Origin of the sequence: Bullifex porci, assembly GCF_009695635.1 — a bacterium.
Lineage (GTDB): Bacteria > Spirochaetota > Spirochaetia > Sphaerochaetales > Sphaerochaetaceae > Bullifex > Bullifex porci.
Genome location: NZ_VUNN01000002.1, coordinates 111424 through 131665, shown reverse-complemented (window position 1 = coordinate 131665; position 20242 = coordinate 111424). Strand labels below are relative to the sequence as shown.

General features: G+C 36.4%; 17 protein-coding genes. 5 read left to right on the top strand and 12 right to left on the bottom strand.

The features are described 5' to 3' along the window. The first annotated feature begins 325 nt into the window (after nt 1-325). The 3 genes from FYJ80_RS01935 (at nt 326) to FYJ80_RS01925 (ending at nt 2676) form a co-directional block, all read left to right on the top strand. Nucleotides 326-622 carry a type II toxin-antitoxin system RelE/ParE family toxin gene (locus FYJ80_RS01935; RefSeq protein ID WP_154424437.1) on the top strand — a complete coding sequence of 99 codons (297 nt, stop codon included), beginning with the start codon at nt 326-328 and terminating at the stop codon, nt 620-622. Between the two features lie 19 nt (nt 623-641). Further along, nucleotides 642-1694 (top strand): HigA family addiction module antitoxin, encoded by a 1053-nt coding sequence (locus FYJ80_RS01930; protein WP_154424436.1) that lies wholly within the window; start codon nt 642-644, stop codon nt 1692-1694. An 85-nt stretch (nt 1695-1779) separates the two neighbouring features. Further along, a complete protein-coding gene (locus tag FYJ80_RS01925; protein WP_154424435.1) occupies nt 1780-2676 on the top strand; it encodes a toll/interleukin-1 receptor domain-containing protein in 897 nt (298 codons plus the stop codon). Nucleotides 2677-2841: 165 nt separating this feature from the next. On the opposite strand, the gene rpmE is transcribed toward FYJ80_RS01925, so the two are convergent. The 7 genes from rpmE to FYJ80_RS01890 all read right to left on the bottom strand — a co-directional run bounded on the left by rpmE (nt 2842) and on the right by FYJ80_RS01890 (nt 9810). Then, a complete protein-coding gene (rpmE, locus tag FYJ80_RS01920) occupies nt 2842-3045 on the bottom strand; it encodes a 50S ribosomal protein L31 (protein WP_154424434.1) in 204 nt (67 codons plus the stop codon). A 53-nt stretch (nt 3046-3098) separates the two neighbouring features. Further along, nucleotides 3099-4997: a transcription termination factor Rho gene (rho, locus tag FYJ80_RS01915; protein WP_154424433.1), complete on the bottom strand. Its 1899-nt coding sequence runs from the start codon at nt 4995-4997 to the stop codon at nt 3099-3101. Nucleotides 4998-5076: 79 nt separating this feature from the next. Next, a complete protein-coding gene (locus FYJ80_RS01910) occupies nt 5077-6324 on the bottom strand; it encodes a CinA family nicotinamide mononucleotide deamidase-related protein (RefSeq protein ID WP_154424432.1) in 1248 nt (415 codons plus the stop codon). After that, nucleotides 6321-7991 (bottom strand): apolipoprotein N-acyltransferase, encoded by a 1671-nt coding sequence (lnt, locus tag FYJ80_RS01905; RefSeq protein ID WP_154424431.1) that lies wholly within the window; start codon nt 7989-7991, stop codon nt 6321-6323. The genes FYJ80_RS01910 and lnt overlap by 4 nt, the downstream gene beginning before the upstream one ends. An 18-nt stretch (nt 7992-8009) precedes the next feature. Further along, nucleotides 8010-8327 (bottom strand): HU family DNA-binding protein, encoded by a 318-nt coding sequence (locus FYJ80_RS01900; protein ID WP_456236610.1) that lies wholly within the window; start codon nt 8325-8327, stop codon nt 8010-8012. 43 nt (nt 8328-8370) lie between these two features. Beyond that, nucleotides 8371-8631, bottom strand: coding sequence for a 30S ribosomal protein S20 (gene rpsT / locus FYJ80_RS01895; RefSeq protein ID WP_276988724.1), 261 nt, complete (start codon nt 8629-8631; stop codon nt 8371-8373). Nucleotides 8632-8766: 135 nt separating this feature from the next. Further along, nucleotides 8767-9810: a PSP1 domain-containing protein gene (locus FYJ80_RS01890; RefSeq protein WP_154424429.1), complete on the bottom strand. Its 1044-nt coding sequence runs from the start codon at nt 9808-9810 to the stop codon at nt 8767-8769. A gap of 578 nt (nt 9811-10388) precedes the next feature. Here FYJ80_RS01890 and dusB point away from each other — a divergent pair. Together dusB and purD are read left to right on the top strand one after the other, a co-directional pair. After that, entirely contained in the window at nt 10389-11345 is a 957-nt protein-coding gene (gene dusB / locus FYJ80_RS01885; protein ID WP_154424428.1) for a tRNA dihydrouridine synthase DusB, read from the top strand. 66 nt (nt 11346-11411) lie between these two features. After that, a complete protein-coding gene (gene purD / locus FYJ80_RS01880; protein WP_154424427.1) occupies nt 11412-12692 on the top strand; it encodes a phosphoribosylamine--glycine ligase in 1281 nt (426 codons plus the stop codon). On the opposite strand, the gene rlmB is transcribed toward purD, so the two are convergent. The 5 genes from rlmB to FYJ80_RS01855 are packed head-to-tail and all read right to left on the bottom strand — an operon-like array spanning nt 12670 to nt 20034. Continuing rightward, nucleotides 12670-13428 carry a 23S rRNA (guanosine(2251)-2'-O)-methyltransferase RlmB gene (gene rlmB, locus FYJ80_RS01875; protein ID WP_154424426.1) on the bottom strand — a complete coding sequence of 253 codons (759 nt, stop codon included), beginning with the start codon at nt 13426-13428 and terminating at the stop codon, nt 12670-12672. The two genes, purD and rlmB, sit on opposite strands and share 23 nt — an antisense overlap. A 57-nt stretch (nt 13429-13485) precedes the next feature. Beyond that, nucleotides 13486-14031, bottom strand: a complete 546-nt coding sequence (locus tag FYJ80_RS01870) for a hypothetical protein (RefSeq protein ID WP_154424425.1) — start codon at nt 14029-14031, stop codon at nt 13486-13488. Further along, complete coding sequence (locus FYJ80_RS01865) at nt 14028-14465, bottom strand: hypothetical protein (RefSeq protein ID WP_154424424.1); 438 nt, start codon at nt 14463-14465, stop codon at nt 14028-14030. Before FYJ80_RS01865 ends, FYJ80_RS01870 begins: the two co-directional genes overlap by 4 nt. A 2-nt stretch (nt 14466-14467) precedes the next feature. Beyond that, nucleotides 14468-16636: a fibronectin type III domain-containing protein gene (locus tag FYJ80_RS01860; protein ID WP_154424423.1), complete on the bottom strand. Its 2169-nt coding sequence runs from the start codon at nt 16634-16636 to the stop codon at nt 14468-14470. Then, nucleotides 16636-20034: a phage tail protein gene (locus FYJ80_RS01855; protein ID WP_154424422.1), complete on the bottom strand. Its 3399-nt coding sequence runs from the start codon at nt 20032-20034 to the stop codon at nt 16636-16638. The genes FYJ80_RS01860 and FYJ80_RS01855 overlap by 1 nt, the downstream gene beginning before the upstream one ends. Between the last annotated feature and the right edge of the window lie 208 nt (nt 20035-20242).

Here is a 20242-nt window from a genome sequence, read left to right as displayed (position 1 = left end):
TCAATCTAATAACATAGCTTTATTAAAGGTCAATATTATAATCACAAAATTAAACACAAAAGTTGTTAATTATACTTAATTATAGAGTTAGATAACTAAATTCAAATTTTGTTGACTTTTAAAGCAAGTGTAGATAGCTATTTTGTATATATATTATCAATAATAAAAATAAGAGCTAGTTATATTATTAAAAAAAAATGAGATTAATAACCAAAATCTAATCTCTTTTTAAAGTTTTGAGAGATAAATAAAAATATTGAGTAAAAGAGATATTAGTGCTATATTTAATTTACCTCATAGGTAAATCCCAAATAGAGGTGATGGCTTGGATATTAAGTACAAGAACAACAGCATCAAAAAGATTTGTACAAATGCCACAATTGCAGAAAGAACCTACGGTCGAGAAATGGCCGATAAAATACATCAGCGTATAGATGAAATTGCTGCTGCAGATACTGTTGAGATGTTGATACAGTTCCATATCGGAAGGTGTCATCCTCTCACGCAGAATAGGAAAGGACAATACGCGATGGATTTGGTTCAACCGTACAGATTGGTATTCGAGAAGAATGGCGATGAAATCCAAATAGCAAATATTTTGGAAATAGTCGATTATCATTAATAGTCAAGGAGGTAGCAATATGGTAAGAAGTCATAGTTATATTGCAACGCCACCTGGGGCGACAATTAAAGAGCAGTTGAACGACAGAGGCATGAGCCAGAAGGAGTTTGCAGCCAGGATGGATATGTCTGAAAAGCATATCAGCAAGCTCATTAATGGTGATGTTCAGCTTACACCAGAGACCGCTATTAAGCTGGAGGTGGTTTTAGGTGTACCAGCTAAGTTTTGGAATAATCTTGAGGCAATTTACAGAGAGAAGATTATAAAGGCGGAAGCAGAAAACGCAATAGATGCTGATGATGAAATGGTAAAACATTTTCCCTATAGTGAAATGGCAAAATTTGGATGGGTTCCAAAGACTAGAGATGCTAAGGAAAAAGTTGTTAACTTAAGGAAATACTTTGAGGTTGTTGAACTCTCACTTCTTGAGAGTAAGCAGATTATGCGAATTGCTTGCAGACGTTTAGCGATTACAGAAAAAAGTGATTTAGCATTGATGGCATGGGCACAGGAGGCAAAGATTAATGCACGTAATATGCCGACAGCTCCAATAAATATCAACGGTTTGATTTCTTCTATACCTGAAATAAGAAAAATGACGGTTCTTAAACCAGAGGATTTTTGTCCACAGCTTAAGAAATTTCTTGCTGATTGCGGAATAGCTTTGGTATTTCTACCGCACCTTAAAGGATCATTCCTTCAGGGAGCATCTTTTATAAGTGGAAATAAGATTGTTGTTGGACTCACAGCTAGAGGTAAGGACGCGGATAAGTTTTGGTTCAGTCTTTTCCATGAACTTGGGCATATTGCTCTTGGACATGTTTGGCAACAAAATGGGACATCTGAAAATGATGAAAAGTCAGCTGATAAATGGTCTAGTGATACGCTTATTTCAGCTGATGCTTTTGAAACTTTCAGAAGTATTAGAGATTATTCAGAGAATAGTGTAATTCAATTTGCGAATGAAAATGGAATTGCACCTGGTATAGTAGTTGGAAGAATGCAGCGGGAGGGAATGATAAAGTACACCATGCTAAATAACTTAAAAGAAAAATACGAAATAGTTGTATAAAGGCACTATTCCCATAATATAGAGCTAAAACAAGCCCTAAGTCGACTGCTTCCAAAACTGATGGACGAAGAATTGAGGTATAAAGATGGTTAATCCTAATGTTTTTATTTCTTACTCGCATGATAACGATGCACACAAAGATTGGGTGCTAAAGCTTGCTACAGATTTACGCTCTCACGGAGTTAATGTAATTCTTGATCAGTGGGACCTTCGACTTGGTAATGACCTGCGATTCTTTATGGAACAAGGTTTAAATTCTTCAAATCTTGTTTTGTGTATTTGTTCAGAAACCTATGTCCAAAAAGCTAATTTGGGCCATGGAGGGAGTGGCTATGAAGCGATGATTATGACGCAGAGCTTACTGCGTGATCAACACCTCTACTTTGTGATCCCAGTAATTCGTAATAATTTGGGTACTCAAAAAACGCCATTGGCCTTCGGTTCCAAAAGTTACATTGACTTCAATGACGATGACAACTATTTAGCAAGATATCAAGAACTGTTGGAGCGTATATATGACGAGGATGTGAAAAGAAAGCCTGCATTAGGCGAAAACCCTTTTTCAGATAAAAACGCAAATTCTATTACAATCATGACAACTTTAGAAAAATCCAAATATCAAAATCCACTGATGGAAGGAACAGCTTCTTTTGATTTCAAAAATAATAGTGGGTGTTTTACTATTGGTACTGGTGATTATGAGTTTGTCACAAGTTGGAGCGAATGCGGCATTAATACAATATATGCGTATAGAGACAAAGTGAAACTTATAGGATATCGTTATGGGCAACATGTCATCCCCGATGATACTGACTTTTCAAGCTTTGATTTTACAAGTAGAACACGTGAAGTTTCTGTCGGAGAGGTGCTTGTCCTTATGAATCGGCACAATAAGTTTGCTGCTGTTAAAATCATAAACATTGAAATCCAAGTACGAGGAAAAAAAGCTCTGTTATCATTTGAATATAAGATTTATTCTTAAACATCTCTTGGAATTATAAATAATAAGTTTTTTGAAATATACTTGGAGAAAAACTTCTATTAGTACATCTAGTTATTTAATTAATGTTTTGAATTCAGATATTTATTATATTGATGATAAAAAAAGAGGTAGAAAGCTCTACCTCCTAATAGTTTAAATTTTATCTTAGTTATTCTTAGCGTATCTCTTATTGAAGCGTTCAACACGACCTGTTGAGTCTACGAGCTTCTGAGTTCCTGTAAAGAATGGGTGGCAAGCTGAACAAATTTCAACGTGCATGCTCTTAGCTGTTGACTTAGTCTTAATTACATTACCACAGGAACATGTAATCTCCTGTAACTGATAGTTAGGGTGAATATCCTTCTTCATATTGTCCTCCAAATATTATATCTTCTATCACCTGCTTTCACAGATGATTAACATCATTTTAACACGCTCATCGTCTGAGTCGCAGAGCTTACTGCAGCACCAGACATAGAGGCTAGGAACTCTTTATTATTGTGCGTTTTCTTCATCTTGTCAATTAGGAATACACTCATCTCCAAATCATCCATGTTAGAAACAGCATTTCTAAGTAACCACAATCTTGTTAGCTCATCCTTAGAGAGAATTAAGTCATCACGACGTGTTCCAGACTTTTTAATATTAATTGCTGGGAACTTTCTTGAATCAGCCATTCTTCTATCGAGAACTATTTCGTTGTTACCTGTTCCCTTGAATTCCTCAAAGATAACCTCATCCATTCTAGAGCCAGTCTCAATTAAAGCTGTTGAGATAATTGTTAAGGAGCCACCATTTTCGATATTTCTAGCAGCACCAAAGAATCTCTTTGGCTTATGAAGAGCATTAGAGTCAACACCACCAGACAATATCTTACCTGATGCAGGTACTGTTTGGTTATATGCTCTAGCTAAACGAGTAATAGAGTCTAGAAGGATTACTACATCCTTATGAAGCTCAACTAAGCGCTTTGCTTTCTCAATTACCATCTCTGCAACTTGAACGTGTCTAGTTGCCTGCTCATCAAAGGTTGAGGCTACAACCTCTCCCTTAACATTTCTTCTCATATCTGTTACCTCTTCAGGTCTTTCATCAACAAGAAGAACAAAGAGCTTAACCTCTGGATGGTTAGTTGTAATAGCATTAGCGATTTTCTGCATCAATACAGTCTTACCAGTTCTAGGAGGAGCAACGATAATTGATCTTTGTCCCTTTCCGATTGGACAGAAGAGATCAACTACTCTAGTTGCGATATCCATAGTATCTGGCTTTTCACTATCTGATACATATTGTAAATCTAATTTCTCATCTGGGAAAAGTGGTGTTAAGGTATCGAAAGGAACTCTGAGCTTAGCCTCCTGTGGAGTTTGATCATTAACCTTCATTACTCTAAACATTGAGTAGAATCTATCAGTATCTCTTGGAGTTCTAATTTGGCCATATACTGTATCACCAGTTCTTAGTCCGCACCCTCTAATCATACCAGCAGATAGATATACATCCTCACTTCCTGAGAGGTAGCTATTTATTGAATATCTTAAGAAGCCAAAGCCGTCAGGCAGGATTTCGATAGTACCCTCTACCATTAATGCTCCACCACTAAAGGAGTGTAAGCGGCACATCTCCTTAATTAGATCCTGCTTTCTGCAATCTAAGATTACATCCTCAGCAATACCCTTTTGGCGTGCTAATTCACGAAGATTATCAACTGGAAGAGTTGTAAGATATGAGACAAAAAGTAGTGGTGCATCTGGGTTTTCCTCAAGATTTACCTCTATAGTCTCTTCTCTCTTTGGCTTTTGATTTTTATTAAACTTATTTTTTTTGTTGAGATTTATTTGTTTATTTGTTTTTGAGCTATCTTCTTCACTCTTCTCTTCGCTTTCGCTCTCTGAAGGAGTCTCTGTATTAGCTTCATTTATAGCTTCCTCAGTAGGAGTTACCTCTTGAGTAGCGATCTCCTCTTGAGGCTTTTCTTCAACCTCTACAGGAGTAGGAGGTAATTCTACTACAGGCTCTGGAGTAATAGTCTCTACATCAATTAGTGTAGGCTGCTCCTCCTCACTCTTTACCTCTACCTCAGGATTTACTTTCTTTTTTGGTTTTCTTTGTACTTTACGACGTGGTTTTTCAACTTTCTCGGTCTCAGCGACACCCTGCTCCTCTATTGGTTCTTTAGTTTCCTCTACAGGTTCCTTCGCCTTAACCTTTACTTTGATCGTTCGCTTGGTCTTGACAACTCTCTTCTCTTTCTTTTCACCTTCATCGGTTGACTGAGTCGCTTCGAGCAGACCTTGCTCAAACAAATCTTCATCTGCCATGAAAAAATTTCTCCGAATAATTTATGTGAGTATATTTAAATCGAATGATTGTAATTCTTTTTGAAGTAATCAGAACGGTTTAAATATAATGCCACCTGCTAGTAATGTCAATAAGGTTCTCCTTATGCTCAATAAAACATCTAGCTAAAAGAAAAGCTGCAGTAGCACTCTTTCTTCTAATTGAAGCTCTTCCCCACGATGTAAACTTAAGCATTACACACTCACTTTCTCTATTTTTACCAGCAAAGCCAAAGCAAACAGTGCCAACGTCCTTACCTTCACTCTTATCAGGTCCAGCAACACCAGTAATTGAAAAGGCGTAATCACTATTTGTCTTCTTTAGCGCACCCTCTGCCATCTCAATAGCACACTGTGTGCTAACGGTTCCAAAGGTATTAATAGTTTCATTCTTAACTCCTAATACACCCTCCTTTACAGCTGGTGCATAGGAAACAACTGAGCCATTAAAATATACACTTGAGCCCGCTTCCTCTGTTAAGAGCATTGCACAAAGCCCACCAGTACAGCTTTCAGCTGTTGCTATAGTTAATCCATTTTCTCTTAAATATGAGGTTAATGCTGATAGTGCTGTAACATCACCTGGAACTATAAGCTCCTTACCACATCTATTTTGAAGCTCACCCATATCTCTTTCGCACTCAGCCTCATCGCCCTCAGCATATAAAGATATTCTATAATCCTGGAACCTTGTTCCCCAAGAAATGGAGCTATCAACATCGTTTGTGAGCTCCTCTAGCTTAGCCTCAGCAATTAAGAAGGTTGAGTACTCTAAGCGTGGCTTATACTCATGGCCTGTTAAGGAAGAGAGTAATGGTATTACATTTGTCCTAAACATAGGCTCCATCTCACGTGGTGGTCCTGGTAGTGATATTAAAAGTGTATTACCCGCATAGCCATAGAAGCCCTCAGCAGTTCCATTTGGATTTAAAATAGTCTCAAAACCCTCAGGAAAATAAGCTTGCTTCTCATTTGCTCCGTGGATACGCTCTCCAACTCTCTTATAAAGACGACTATAAGCTGCTTCATTCTTTACAAGCTTCCTTCCTGCTACATCGCTAATAGCCTGTCTCGTCATATCATCACTAGTTGGACCAAGTCCACCAGTGATGATTATTACATCATTTGATTTAAGTAAAGCATGTAAGATTTGCTCTATAGTTCCATCATCAGGGATGGCTACTATCTGAGATATATGGTAGCCAAGCTTAGTTAGCTCTCTAGAGACTAGCTGGCCATGCTTATCTGATATAATTCCGCGAGTAAGCTCGCTACCGATAACAATTAAGGAAGCTGTTGTATTATTCATTTTTTAATTCTTCTTAAAATATTTAATGCAAGGCCTACAATAAGTGCAATAGCACTGATATAAATCGATGCATAAGCTAAGTAATCTATGTGCTCTACATAGAAGGTGTGACCATAGGTTGCACTCTCATATACAGGCACATCATAGATGTGGTATGTCATCTTAAATTGCTCAACTGGGTCAACGATCTTACCAGTTGGAAGTATCATACAGGTTTGTCCTGAGTTAGTACTTCTTACTGTAGACTTTCTAGTCTCTACACTTCTTAGAGTTGCAATAGTTGCATGCTGTACTGCCGCATCGGCAGAGCCAGACCAACGGTCGTTAGTCATATTAACTATTACATCAGCACCATTTTTAACAAACTCTGCCGGAAGGTATCCAAATACATCCTCATAGCAAATTGGAGTTGAGAACTTTACTCCATCAGATTCAAATACTACAGGCTCATCACCCTTCTCCCACCAGTTGTAATCGAGAGCAACTAAGATGTTGTATAGCCATGGAAGCTGCTTTTGATATGGGAAGTGTTCAGTAAATGGTACTAGGTGCTGCTTATTATAGGTAGCCTTAATAGTTCCATCATCAAACAAAATAACTGAGTTATAATCTGTTCTATTAAGCTCTCCAGTTTCTAAGTCGATAGGTCCCTTTGTTGGGTCCTTTAATACACCTGTTGGGTTACCAGTTAATAGAGGCTTATCGAGCTCCTCTGCAAAGGAAACAAACTCCTTAACTAGCTCTGCTGTCTCAGCATTACCTAGAGTATCACCTGCACCCTCATAAGAGTAGTTCATATGCCAGCTTACAGATGGGACAAATGCAGTCTCAGACCAAACAACTATATCTGGGTTCTGCCTAATAGCTTCAAGTGATAACCTTCTTAGGTTAGAGAAGTTTCTCCTATAGGTTGTTAGCCCACCCTGCCATGAGTCATGGTTATGCTGTATGGTTGCAACTCTCCAGGTTCTATCCTCTTTTGCATTTTCCCAATAGCTTAGCTGGATAGTACCAGTTATAAGCCAAACGATAAATACAGCTACATAGATAATTGGGAATAATAAATTTTTCTTTACGTAAACTAAGAATCTATCGCCTTGTCTCTTAACTCTATCTGCAAGATTATTTGCAATATATGCTTGAGGCGCAATTATCATGTAAATGATAAACCAAATACCTGTGTACTCTGCAATTTGGATTAATGGTAAATATTGATATAGAGCGTAAGCAATTGTTCCATATGGATAACCTGCAAACCAGCTCTCAGATAGATATGCATAGCTAATCCAAATAAAGCCCTGTAATAGATATCCATGCTTCTTAAATAGAGTTACTGCACCCTTAAGAGCAAAGAAGAGCATTAGCATCTCTGTGCCCTTAATTACTGTAACAATTACTATTGCTCCCTTATGGAAGTTTGGAAGCCAGTAATTAAAGAAGCAATAAAAGGCAACACCAAATAAAAAGCCATGAAAGCCAACTGCCTTCCAAGAGGTATTCTTAATTACTATTAAAACTGGGATTATAGCAAAGAACGCTATAAAGCCTAATCCCTTCTCTGAGACAAAACCTGGAAAAGCAATAGAATATATAAATGCAGATATAACTAATAATAAAACCTCAGAACAAAAAGTCCCGAGGCTTCTCTTTTTATAAAGATCAATCAAGACGGATAACTCCTATAATTAATCTTCTGGCTTTGCATCTCTTAAATCCCAGATGCAATCTTTAAGTTCTTTTCCTGGGCGGAAAATTGCAACTCCATGAGTATCTACTGCTACTAGCTCACCTGTTTTTGGGTTTCTTGCCTTTTCTCTTCCCTTTCTAGTTCTAACTTCAAATGTACCAAAGCCACGAAGCTCAATTACTCTATCCTCTTTAAGGCCATCCTTAATCTCTTCAAATAATTCGTCAATAACACGGTGAATATCAGCACGTGAAAGACTGAGTTTATTGTGGAGACTCTCGATTATGGCAGCTTTTGTAAGTTTCTCTTCCATTATTTTATTCTCCTAAAAAGTTGTAGATCCCTTTAAAGGGGTAGAATTATGCAAGCTTCGCAAAAGCCTTATAAAGGCGAGACTTCTTTCTGCTTGCTGTATTCTTATGGAGTACACCCTTGCTTGCTGCGCTATCAAGAAGCTTGAAGCTAAGATCCATAGCAGTCTTTGCTGCATCCTTATCCTTAGCCTGTACTGCTGCATCGAATTTCTTAATCTGTGTGCGAACGCTACTCTTAATCATACGGTTGTGCATTCTGCGCTTTACATTCTGGCGCTCTCTCTTCTCAGCTGATCTATTAGCCACTTTATTCCTCCGGCTCTACTTGCGTAGATATATTTTTTAATTAAACTGCAGAATAAAACTGCGATTATCTAAACTAACACAAAGCATAACTTCGGTCAATATATGATTTTACAATATTCTATTTATTTTGATTTATCAAGAAGAGAATATCTCATCCTCCCACTCCTGACTTACGCACCAGTGCTGGCTTTCATCGTTGTAATAAACATCATCAAATGGTACATATAGCACTCTTCCATCAGCTCCCTGAAGTGATACACGTCTTGATAGAATATTAACCTCAGAAACCTTAAAGAGCTCATGATTAATCTTTATCTTTGAGCCCTCTGCTGGCATAGCAGCCTTTTCTTCAACGTAGTAATCATATTCATATGCAAGACAACATAAAAGTCTTCCACATGGACCTGATATCTTCATTGAATTGAGTGATAGATTCTGCTCCTTAGCCATCTTTATAGAAACTGGCTCTAGCTTATCTGTAATACAGTGACAGCAGTAGTCTCTTCCACAAACAGATAATCCACCAATTAATCTTGACTCATCTCTTACACCGATTTGTCTAAGCTCAATACGCATTCTAAATACAGAGACTAAATCCTTAACTAGATCTCTAAAGTCTACTCTCTCATCAGCGGTGAAGAAGAATATTACCTTTGGCTCCCCAAGTAAAAAGTGTGTTGTGATGAGCTTCATATTCAAATTATGCTTTTGAATCTTCTCTCTACATACGATGATTGCATCATCCTCTTTCGCACTGTTTTCATTGTATTTTGCCATTTCGGCAGGTGTTGCTAGGTGATCTAAAAATAGTACGTCTCCAGTTACTGTGACTTTCTTTGGTTCCTTTGTAACTTGACAACCCATACAATACTCACACTGGTGAATATCCTTTTCATTTATATCCTGAGCTTCATTCTCTGCTTCATCTTCTTTATCATTACTACCAAAGTGAATACATGCACCTCTTACTCCGGCGTAACCCGGAGTATATGTATTTTCTTCACTTGGAGCTGGTCCAACAATAAAGCCAAGATCAAGACCAAATCTTGTTTCATAAACAACTGGAGTTCCTGGATAAAGAACTGAATCCCAAGCTGCTAAGCATATATCATTATAGGAAGGGTTTTTAACAACATATACGTAAGCCTCTTCCACTTTATTTCTTTCTTTTTTTGCCATAATAAAAATTTATCATGTGTGATAATAATACTCAAGTAAGTTCAAAAAACGATTTAAATTGTATTTACGGTAAACAATCTAGATTAAGCTATTTAAAATAAATAATTGACGAGTATTAGGTGAAAGCTTACTATGTAAGCAGGAAGTGGATAATCGATAAACGGTTTTCCACTCCAAGATTATTCTTAGTAATAGTTATTCCAAGCATTACTGCTGAAATAACTAATCCAGTTATTTTTCACCTCCTTATCATTAAGATTCGGAGGTGGTTTCTTTATTTCAAGGCTAAATGAGAATATTAGGTTTTATTAGGATTTCTTCTTAAAATTTAAAGTAATGAATTAAACTTAAGTATCTCTTTATTTCTAAGAGTATAGTTAGTTATATTATTGACGTGTGATAGTTGAAAGTTTACTATTTAAAAAGGAAGAGAACTATTGCGCGATGGTTTTCCCCTCCTAAATTTAGCTTCAAAAAAAATCGTCACTAGAAGTTGAAGTAGTCTAGTGGCGATTATTCTTATTATTTTATTATAGAGCTATTGTTCATAAACTATTTCTTTTGATAATGTCTATGTTATGATTTTAGGAAATAAGGAAATAGCTGGTAATCTAATTCTAGCGCCATTAGCAGGATATTCTGATAGAGCCTTTAGAAAGGTATGTAGGGAAAATGGTGCAGCTATTGCAGTTACCGAGATGGTATCAGCAGAGGGCTTAGCAAGAGATAATGAGAAAACTGAAGAGCTTTTATTAAGATATGAGGGCGAAGACGAGCTTATCATGCAAATCTTTGCACCAGATAAGGATCCTGTTTCACGTTCTCTATCTCGCTTACTAGCATACAAGCCTACAGCAATAGATATTAATGCAGGGTGTCCAGTTCCTAAGGTTGTCAAAAATGGCTGTGGCTCAGCGCTTATGAAAACTCCTGAGAAAATCTATGAAATTGTAAGCTTTTTAAAGCAAAACACAGATGTTCCTATTACTGTAAAGTTTCGTCTTGGTTGGGATTACTCCTCAATAAACTATATAGAATTTGCTGATGCAGCTACCTCAGCAGGAGCCTCAGCCTTAACACTACATGCAAGAACTAGAAGTCAAAACTATTCAGGAAGTGCCTCCTATGAGGATATAAAAAAATTAAGAGACCATGTAGATAAGAGTATATTAGTCTTTGGCTCTGGAGATGTTTTTACACCTGAAGCGGCAGTTAATATGATAAATAGCTGTGGTGTTGATGGTGTAATGTTTGCCCGCGGTGCAATTGGTAACCCATTCATATTTAAACAAACTAAGGAGCTTTTAAAGGATGGCTCTTACTCGCCTATCTCTCTAGAGGAAAGATATGAGACTATGGTTTCACATCTAGATGATATGATTTACTACTTTGGAGAAGCATTAGCTGCTAAAGAAATGAGGAAGCATGCTGCGGCTTATCTTAAGGGAGTTAGGAATGCAAATAGAGTTAAATCTGCAATAGTTCAGGCAAACACTCGCTTTGATTACCTAAAGGCGTTAGAAGCTCTATTTTAAAAATTTTTTCTTTTTGTTTGACGCGGCACTTTTGGTAGTTTAGCATTTTAGTTAAAGGGGGCTGAGATGCGTGTATTAATCCTGGGTACAGGTGCAAAAGATCATGCTATCGCATGGTGGTTTAGCAGGAGCAATCTCATTTCAGAACTGTTCTATGCTCCAGGTAATTTAGCTACTTCCACAATTGCAACAAATCTGCCAGATGTTGATCCATCAGATAAAGAGGCTGTATATGAAGCCTGCTTAAAACATAAAATCCAACATGTATTTATCGGTACAGAGGAACCTCTACTTGCCGGTATGATTGACTTTCTACAGCGTAAAAGAATTAATGCCTTTGGTGCTCCTATAGCATCATTAAAGCTTGAGGGTGATAGAAACTTTGCTAGAGCCTTTACAGATCGTCATAATATACCAACACCTAGAAGAAATCTTTTTGAATCCTCACAGGCATTAAGGAATTTCTTAATGCGCCATGAGGGAGAGCACTTTGTACTTAAATCAAATACAATAGCACCATCTAGAATCATGCTTGATTCTTCAGATGCTAATGCTTTAATTTCTTTTGCAGAGGATTTATTTAAATTAGGTCCAGTTTTATTAGAGGAGCACTGTGCTGGTCTTCCTATTACTGTTACTGTCTTCTTAGACAATAATGGATACCTTGCTCTTCCTTTCACCTCTGATTATATGTACACCTCTGAAAATGAGGGTGTACCAACAGGTGGTATGGGAGCAATTTGTCCAATACAGCTGAAGCCACATTTAGTCTCCATGATAAAGGAACAAATTATTGAGCCAACAATATATGGCTTAAAGGTAGAACAGCTATCATATAAGGGTGTTCTTACCTTCTCTATTATCATGAAAAATGATAATCCAGTACTTGTTGACTACCATGTAAGATTTAATGACCCTGCGTCTCAAGCAATAATTCCTCTCATAAAAACAGATGTTGCTGAGATTATGAGAGCTATTGAAGAGGATAGAGTTTCTTCTATTGAATTAGATGTTTCTACCGAAAGCAGTGTTGCTGTTGTTGTTGCCTCTGAAGGCTATCCAATGAAGCCTGTTATAGGAAAGGATGTAAAGCTTGAATATCCATTCTTAATTCATAACCTATTACATAGAAATCCATTGATCTTTACCGGCCCTATAGCAGGTGATGATATTAATCATATTAAGACCAATGGAGGACGATGCTTTACTATCGTTGGTAGAGGTAAAAACATTAAGTCAGCAAATGAGAAGGTTTACCGCTACATCGATTCTATTAAGATTGATGGCTCCTGGTATCGTAAGGATATTGGCTATAAGTTCTTCCTTAGCGAGAACAAGGAGGATTAGACCTTCTATACTCATATAAGAGAATTCCTGTTGCAACGGATACATTTAATGAATCGATGTGTCCGTGCATAGGAATACTTGTGATGTGATCACAGTTCTTTCTTACGAGCTGACTAATTCCATCACCCTCAGAGCCCATTACTATTACTGTTCTTGGTGAGAATTTCTCCTCATAGGATGAGGTTCCTGACATATCAGCACCATAAATCCAGAAGCCATTTGCTTTAAGTGTATCTATCTCACGATTTAGATTTGTTACAACAGATAGGTTCACATATTGTGCAGCTCCAGAGGATACCTTTAATACTGTCTCATTAGCTTGAACACTTCTTCTTTCTGGTATTATTACTAAATCGACACCAAACTGGTCTGCAGAGCGAAGTATTGCTCCAAGGTTATGTGGGTCTGTTAAGCCGTCAAGGATTAAGACGAGGGCACCCTCATCCTCCTTTAGCTTTGCACAGAAATCACTAACACTAATTTCAGTAAGTCTTGATGCACCCTTTCTTGGACCACCAAGGTCTAATAAAGCTCCTCTATGGTCAATTCCAGGGACCATACGATCCATCTCTTGCTTAGAGATTTTCTTTACAGCAACCTTTCCTGTAAGACGTGCTTTTCTATCGAGTTCTTCGCTTCTCTCACGTTCTCCTCTAACTAAATATAGAGTTGAACCGTGTGAAGCCTTCTTTAATGCTTCTTCAATGGCATGATAGCCGTATACTTTTTCACCCATAATAGCGATATTCTTACTATAATTTTTTATTTAGTCAAGAAAAGCTTTATTTTTCCATTAAAATAGCTTTACCTGTACTCCCCAGCCCTGGTAACCGCTATATGATGGATAAAGCGGAGTTTGATAGAATAGACCTAATTCAATATTCCACTTTCCAATTAATCGCAAACCAATATTACACTCAGGTCTAATCATAATACCGTTATGAACTAGGTTGTATATTCCAGCATTAGAAGAGAGCATTATCCATTGCTGGTACCATCCTGTATTAATTCCAAGAGAGACATTAAATCTTGAAAGCTCATAGACTCTAACCTTAAAGGAAAGCCCTAACTCTCCCATTTCTTCTGCGGCTACTAGCTTCCCAGTATTAGAGCCCATTGGTCTAAATAGATGCTCAAATCGTAAATACGCTGATATAGAAACTGTATCTATGTTTAGCCCTAAATCGAAGGTGCCACCTAATGTAGGGTATCCATAAAGCATTACAGAATCGAGGTATATGTGTGATTTAAGCTTAACATCAAGCTTTTCATTATTATCTATTGCGAAAAGTGGAAGAGCTAAAACAAATAGAAGTACAATAGCTAATAGCTTTTTCATTTCTTTCCTCCATAGTAGTAGGTGCCACTATTTGAAAGGGTTATATACTCTGGCCCATCTATAGCTGTAGCTTTATAGTAAAAATTGTATTTCTCTACACTATTATCTTCATAGTAAAGAGTTAAAGTCCCATTACACTCTGTAATTGTATATGTTTTATATTGTACAGAGTAGGAACCACTCTTAGTTATGGTCCCTACTCCTGATATTTCAAGCTTGAACCTTTGCTCCTTGCTATCAAAGGTAAATTGACGAGTAAATTCATTATTTAATCTCTCTTCCTCACTATCAAAATATGCCCATTTACCATCTAGGTTATTTGGAAGAGTTGTATCAAACTTAGGAAGCAGGCTAATAACTGCATTTATATCATCACACCCTGTTAGCATAAAGAGTGAAAATATAAGCACACAAATAGTTAATATCTTTTTCATAGTTAAATCCTTACTCTATACTCTTCATCTCCATCACTATAGTGATAGGTAATTAAATAGGAGCCTATAAAGGCCTTTTTAGATACACTTATTTCTGCAAGAGAAATAAATGCTGGATACATACCACTTACAGTTAACCCACCTGTATTAGATGAAGCAGAACCAGTTCCTGAAGCATCTACATGCATCTCATAGTTACCTGTTAATGCGAAGTTCTCATTCTCACCGAAGCTATTATATGAGAAGTATATCTGTCCTCCAACACCTTCCATTGAGGCATTATAGCTAATTGTACCTCCTCTGAAGTGGTCCTGGTCAGAGGCACTTCCAAGCGCCTTCATCTGTGTTGATAGATCAGAAGCATTACCATAGGAAACTAGCTGTGCTATCTTACACTTCTTCCAATATTGCTTGTACTCAGCTGGTACATAGGTTTGGTTTTCAAATGGCTTCATTGAAACTGACTCTAATACATTAGCAAATATTGTAGGAGTAATTGCACCATATGCAGCTCCTGTATGCATAATAGGGCCAAGTGATCTTCCAAATACATCAGAGGTATCGATGTAGTAGTCGTAGATAACTAGGATATCACAGGTAGTATCTATAAATTGTAAACCACTTAAAATATTAAATTTCTTTACTGATCCATCAGAGCCCTTACGAGTAAGCACTCTCTCCCCAATGTAGTCTGATGTCCAGGTAACTGTAACTGGATATACTCCATAGCTATTTGGAGTCTCATTTTCCTTTGGCTTACTATTTTTATTTGCACTAATAGAGGTAACAGGCTCACTTAGCATTGGTATTCTATTAGTTATCTCTACACTAGACTCTAAGGCTCCACATAGAACCTTAACAACTCCATAGCTAACCTCAGCTAATTCACTTTCCTTAGTTATACTTCTACTTATTGGAGTAAAATCTTTTACATCACTTCCTTGATCATAGTATTTTGGAGAGCCCATCTGTTCTCCTGCCTTATTAAAGTATGTAATTTCATATCTGTAGCTATTTACTTTGCCGCTATCAGAGGAACCTACAGGCTCGTTAAACGATAGCTCATAGCCAATATTACTACCTCTAGTAGTAGGCTCTAGGGCAATATTTAAAACAGGAGAGAGAATATAACCAGTTACAACTGTTGCAGGTGAGGAGCCAATTTCATTGTAAGCAATGATAGAGTATGTGTACTCTACGTTAGCTTTAACATCTGTATCAATAAATGTGTAATAGCCCTCTGCATCTGCTTCAGGTAGCGTATTACCATATTCTTCAGAGAAAATAACTGTCTCAGAGGAGCCTGAATAGTACCTCTTTATAATATATTTAGTATCACTTCCTGTGCTTTTAAACTTAATAGAAATAGAGTCTGTGCTATCGGCTTTAGTGATATAAGGAACAGATGGAGCCTGTGGAGAGCCTGGTACGAATGTATACCCTGATCTAGGTAGGCTTATATCAGCTCTAACATTTGTAGGTCCAACACCCTCAATAGCAAAGTAAAGCTCCTTACCGCCCTCCTTAGCTAAATCTACCTTATATGAGTAAATTAAGTTTAAAGAGGTGCTTGAGGCTTGTACTCTATCAACAAACTCGCTATCTAGGCCACTAACATTAGGAAGTGTTGATTTATAAATTCTATATTCATCAACATTAGGCATCTGCTCCCACTCAATATCAATAGTACTAATACTTGTTCCCTTAGAAGCATCAATATTTAAAGGAGATGATAGTATAGTTCCTGTTGCCTCCTGAGAAGCTACACCAACCTTACCTTCAAAGGTATGAGCCTTAACTCTATATGTGTAATAAACTCCAACTTCAAGATTAGTTTCATCAACATAGGAGGTATCGAAGATACTCTCCTCTATCTCCTTCCAGGTTTTATTATCTGTAGGATTTTCAGGTGTTAGATGCTCACAGCGTTCAATAGTATAGTAGTCAGCATAATTTACACTACTCCAGCGCACATTAATTTGGTTAGTGTAATATGACTTAGTTGCATTAATGTTTTTAGGGGCATCCCCTTTAAAGCCACTTTCACTTATCACTGTGTCCTTTATATCTATATTATCATTTGGCTTTGTTAATTCCCCATTAGTCATTAATATCGATGCGTTACATGATATGAGGATAGATGTAATTAGTATTAATAAAAGCTTTCTCATCATAATATCCTAATCTTTGTGCTTGTTGCGTATACAGTTTGTCCTTCGCTTTCTGTACTCTTCGTTACTTTTGCACTTCCACCTGTTAAATCATTTTTAAAGCCTGAATATTCAACCTTATAGGTTCCAAGGTTATATGGCATTGTGATAGTTAAAGAACCACTAGCAAAGCCATCAAATGGATCAGCATCTAAATACCCAGGCCCTCCGCCGTCTGTAGCCATTGTTGATAAATTAGCACTATCTATTACAATAGAGCCACTTCTATAGTTAGATATTTTCACAGTTCCATATTGTTGATTTTTACTCCACCAATCACTATAGCTATTATTTGCTTTAATTTTTCCATCAGCAGATTCATATGTTCTAGATTTTTGATCTCCAATTTCTCCAGTTGTTCTTGCCCACCAGTCTCCCTCAAAGGCAGAATTTATAACAGCAAAAATATCTCTTAATGAATTATTAGCTAAATTAACTACTTCGTTTGCATTTAGAGTCTCTGCAACAATAGTAACAGGTGTATATTTTGACTCTACACTATCTTTATTTGAATTTATCTCTACGACAATAGAAACACCTGTGCTAAGGTCCTGCTTAGCAAAATAATATGTATAAAAGCCATTACTATATGTCAAATCACCTGACTCAAAATTAGACGTTTTAACTATTACACTATTTGGATTTATTGGAATGATTGTATTATCCCAGTTAGGAATACTTAAAGTGTAGCTAGTTGCAGCTTCTACCTTGTTAAAGCGAATAGAATAAAGACCATTTTTTTCATCAATTCCTGAGCAATAAATTGGTCTCATTAGTACATAGCCAATAGATGAATCTGTAACAAGAGAAGCAGGCCCCTCATTCATTTGGTTATCAAGAGTTGCAACACGATATTCAAATATATCTTCAACATCATATTGCTTACAGGAGGTAGAAAATACTGTAGTTGTATTCCAGCTATTTGAGCCTTGAACTCTGTAGTAAACAACATACGCATTTGCACCCTCTACGCTATCCCAAGTTATATCAATCATATCCTTATATGTAGCTTTGGTAGCAGCTACATTCTTTGGAGCAAGTAGCCAATGCCCCTCTATTCTATTTTCGGCCTTAGAGGACTCCTGACCTACATATGGGATAACAGAGAAGTAATATGGATTTGATAGTGGCTCAACAAGGCCTTCAATTGCTAGGACATCATCAGAAGTTAATTTAAAGCTTAAGGTACTACCTGCACTTACTATAGTAGAAATAATAGGCTCCTCTGCTTGTAAAGCTGTATATACATTTACTTTGTACTTTGTTGCACCATCAACAGCGTTCCAAGTAACATCGATATCCTTAGCATTTCCATTTACTGTTGGTGTAATACCTCCAAGTATCTTACCTATAGTAGTACTGCCATCACTCGATATTCTTTCCTCGCAGTCAATAGTCTTTACCTTAATTTCAATTTTAGTGCCATATCTATCTATTGGGATATCTGTAATTTCATATCTAGTATCTAAGGTTTCTACCTCTTTATCTAAATAGCAAACCTTATAGCCTTTAGCATTTTCAACACTATCCCAATTTAATACGATTTTATCGTTATATGTATTTTGTGATGCCTTAAGGTTAGTAACTAGATTTAAAGCACTACCAACAGCTGGTCCAGTTGTTGGGTAATCTCTTACATATTTGTTATCACTTGTATCACTATAGACAGGCTTAATTAAATATGAGAAGGATTCTCCTGGTTTTACATTTAATTCATATGAATGAGTTTCAAAAGGAATATTTTCTTCTTCCTTTGAATATGTCATATCAGCTGGATTTTGCTTGTAAATAGTATAAGTAACCTTAGAGGTATTAAAATCTTCAGGATAAAAACTTTCTACAGTCCAAGCTAATCGGATTTTATCATTTAAAGCATTAGCTCCTGTAGTTGCACTTAGAGAGCTAATAATTCTTGTAATCTCTAAGCCCTCAAAGGTAATAATAGCTTGTCCACTATTATTAGTTGCTACGTATGGGGATTCTAAATTAGTGCCATCATTATACTTTATAGAAATCGTATAAATGAAGCTCTTAGGGTCTATAGCTTCACTAGCTGTTAAGGTTATTGTGTCTTCAAAGACATTACTGCTTACATTATTAAATTCTTTATTTAATGTGCTTTCTATCTCACTTGATGATAATGTATTAATTAGCTTTCTATTAATTACAATAGAGCAATCCTCTGGAAGAGGATGGTATGTTTCCCATTTAAACTTTAACTCATAGCTTTTAGAGCCATCGGGAGCAGTTATTAGCCCACTTTGATTAGTATGCACAAAGGACTTTACTTTAGAATCGGTACGATAGCAATTACTTACTATATTGCTATCACTAATTGCTTCACTAGAATAATATTCGTTTTCACCATTTATTATTTTATAAACAGTTGAAATACGATATTGGTAATCACAATTTGAAAGAGCTGAGGTATCAACAAAGGACATTGAGAATTGCTCTACACTTAAATCATCATTATTCTCTGGCTTAAAGTACTCTTCATCGATTGTAGGCTTAATTATTTCCCAATTATTACTACCCTGCAATGCTCTTTCAACTAGGAATAAAATTTGTGTATTTTCAAGTCCCTTATTAATTCCAGGACTTATCCAGCTTAGATGTATTCCATCTGTTTTATTGTTTTCAACATTAATACTCTTTATATTTGCTGGGATATAAGATACATCAGAGGTAACTGTAACACTCTTTTTCTTTACAACCTTGCTATTACACATTAATACAGCTGTAATAGTTTTAGTCTCGTTTGAGCCAATAGAGAAGCTATCACAAGCCTCATCAAGGCTAGGAAGGTCAGACTGAGTATAATCGCCATCAAAATAAAGGATTTGACAATCTATAATATTACCATTTCCTAATATTGAAGAGTTCTTTGCAAAGGAAGAATAGAAGCTTAGCTTTGAGCTTTTAATATTTGTACTTACAGTAAAATCATCAACTATAGCACCCTCAAAAAGCTCACTACTCTCTGATTCAATTACTCTCGAGGTTTGCTTTGATAAAGCTCTTACTCGAAAGACAAATCTTTTATCGTTTGCATTAGGAAATGTCGATAGCGTAAAGGAATTATTATTTGTAACATATGTCTTCATCGCTTTATCAGAGAGATAGTCAGTTGCACTCTGATATTCGACTATATAATGTGTAGCGTTTGGAACTTCATCCCAAGATAATTCTATTCTACCATTTATACAGTCACTTATAACTAAAACATTTTTAGGAGCTTCTATATATTTTAAAGCAGGAGTAAGTTCCTTCCTTTCCTCTTCTTCTGGGGTTATAGCACAAGCTGAAAGAAGTAATATTAAAGCTATAAAAATTATATATTTAAGTCTTTTTATCATATTTGTTATATTCATAAAATAGCTGTATTAATATAATAAAAAAAGAGAGATATGAAAAGGTAAGATTATCACATTTTTTTGACACTTTGTAATAATCTGTAATTTTCAAATAATTATTTTTATTTTAAGAAATAAGATAAAAATACATGCTTGTAGATTACTTTAAAGTTCTTTCTCTCTTACCCCCTTTAAGTGCCAAGCTATTATG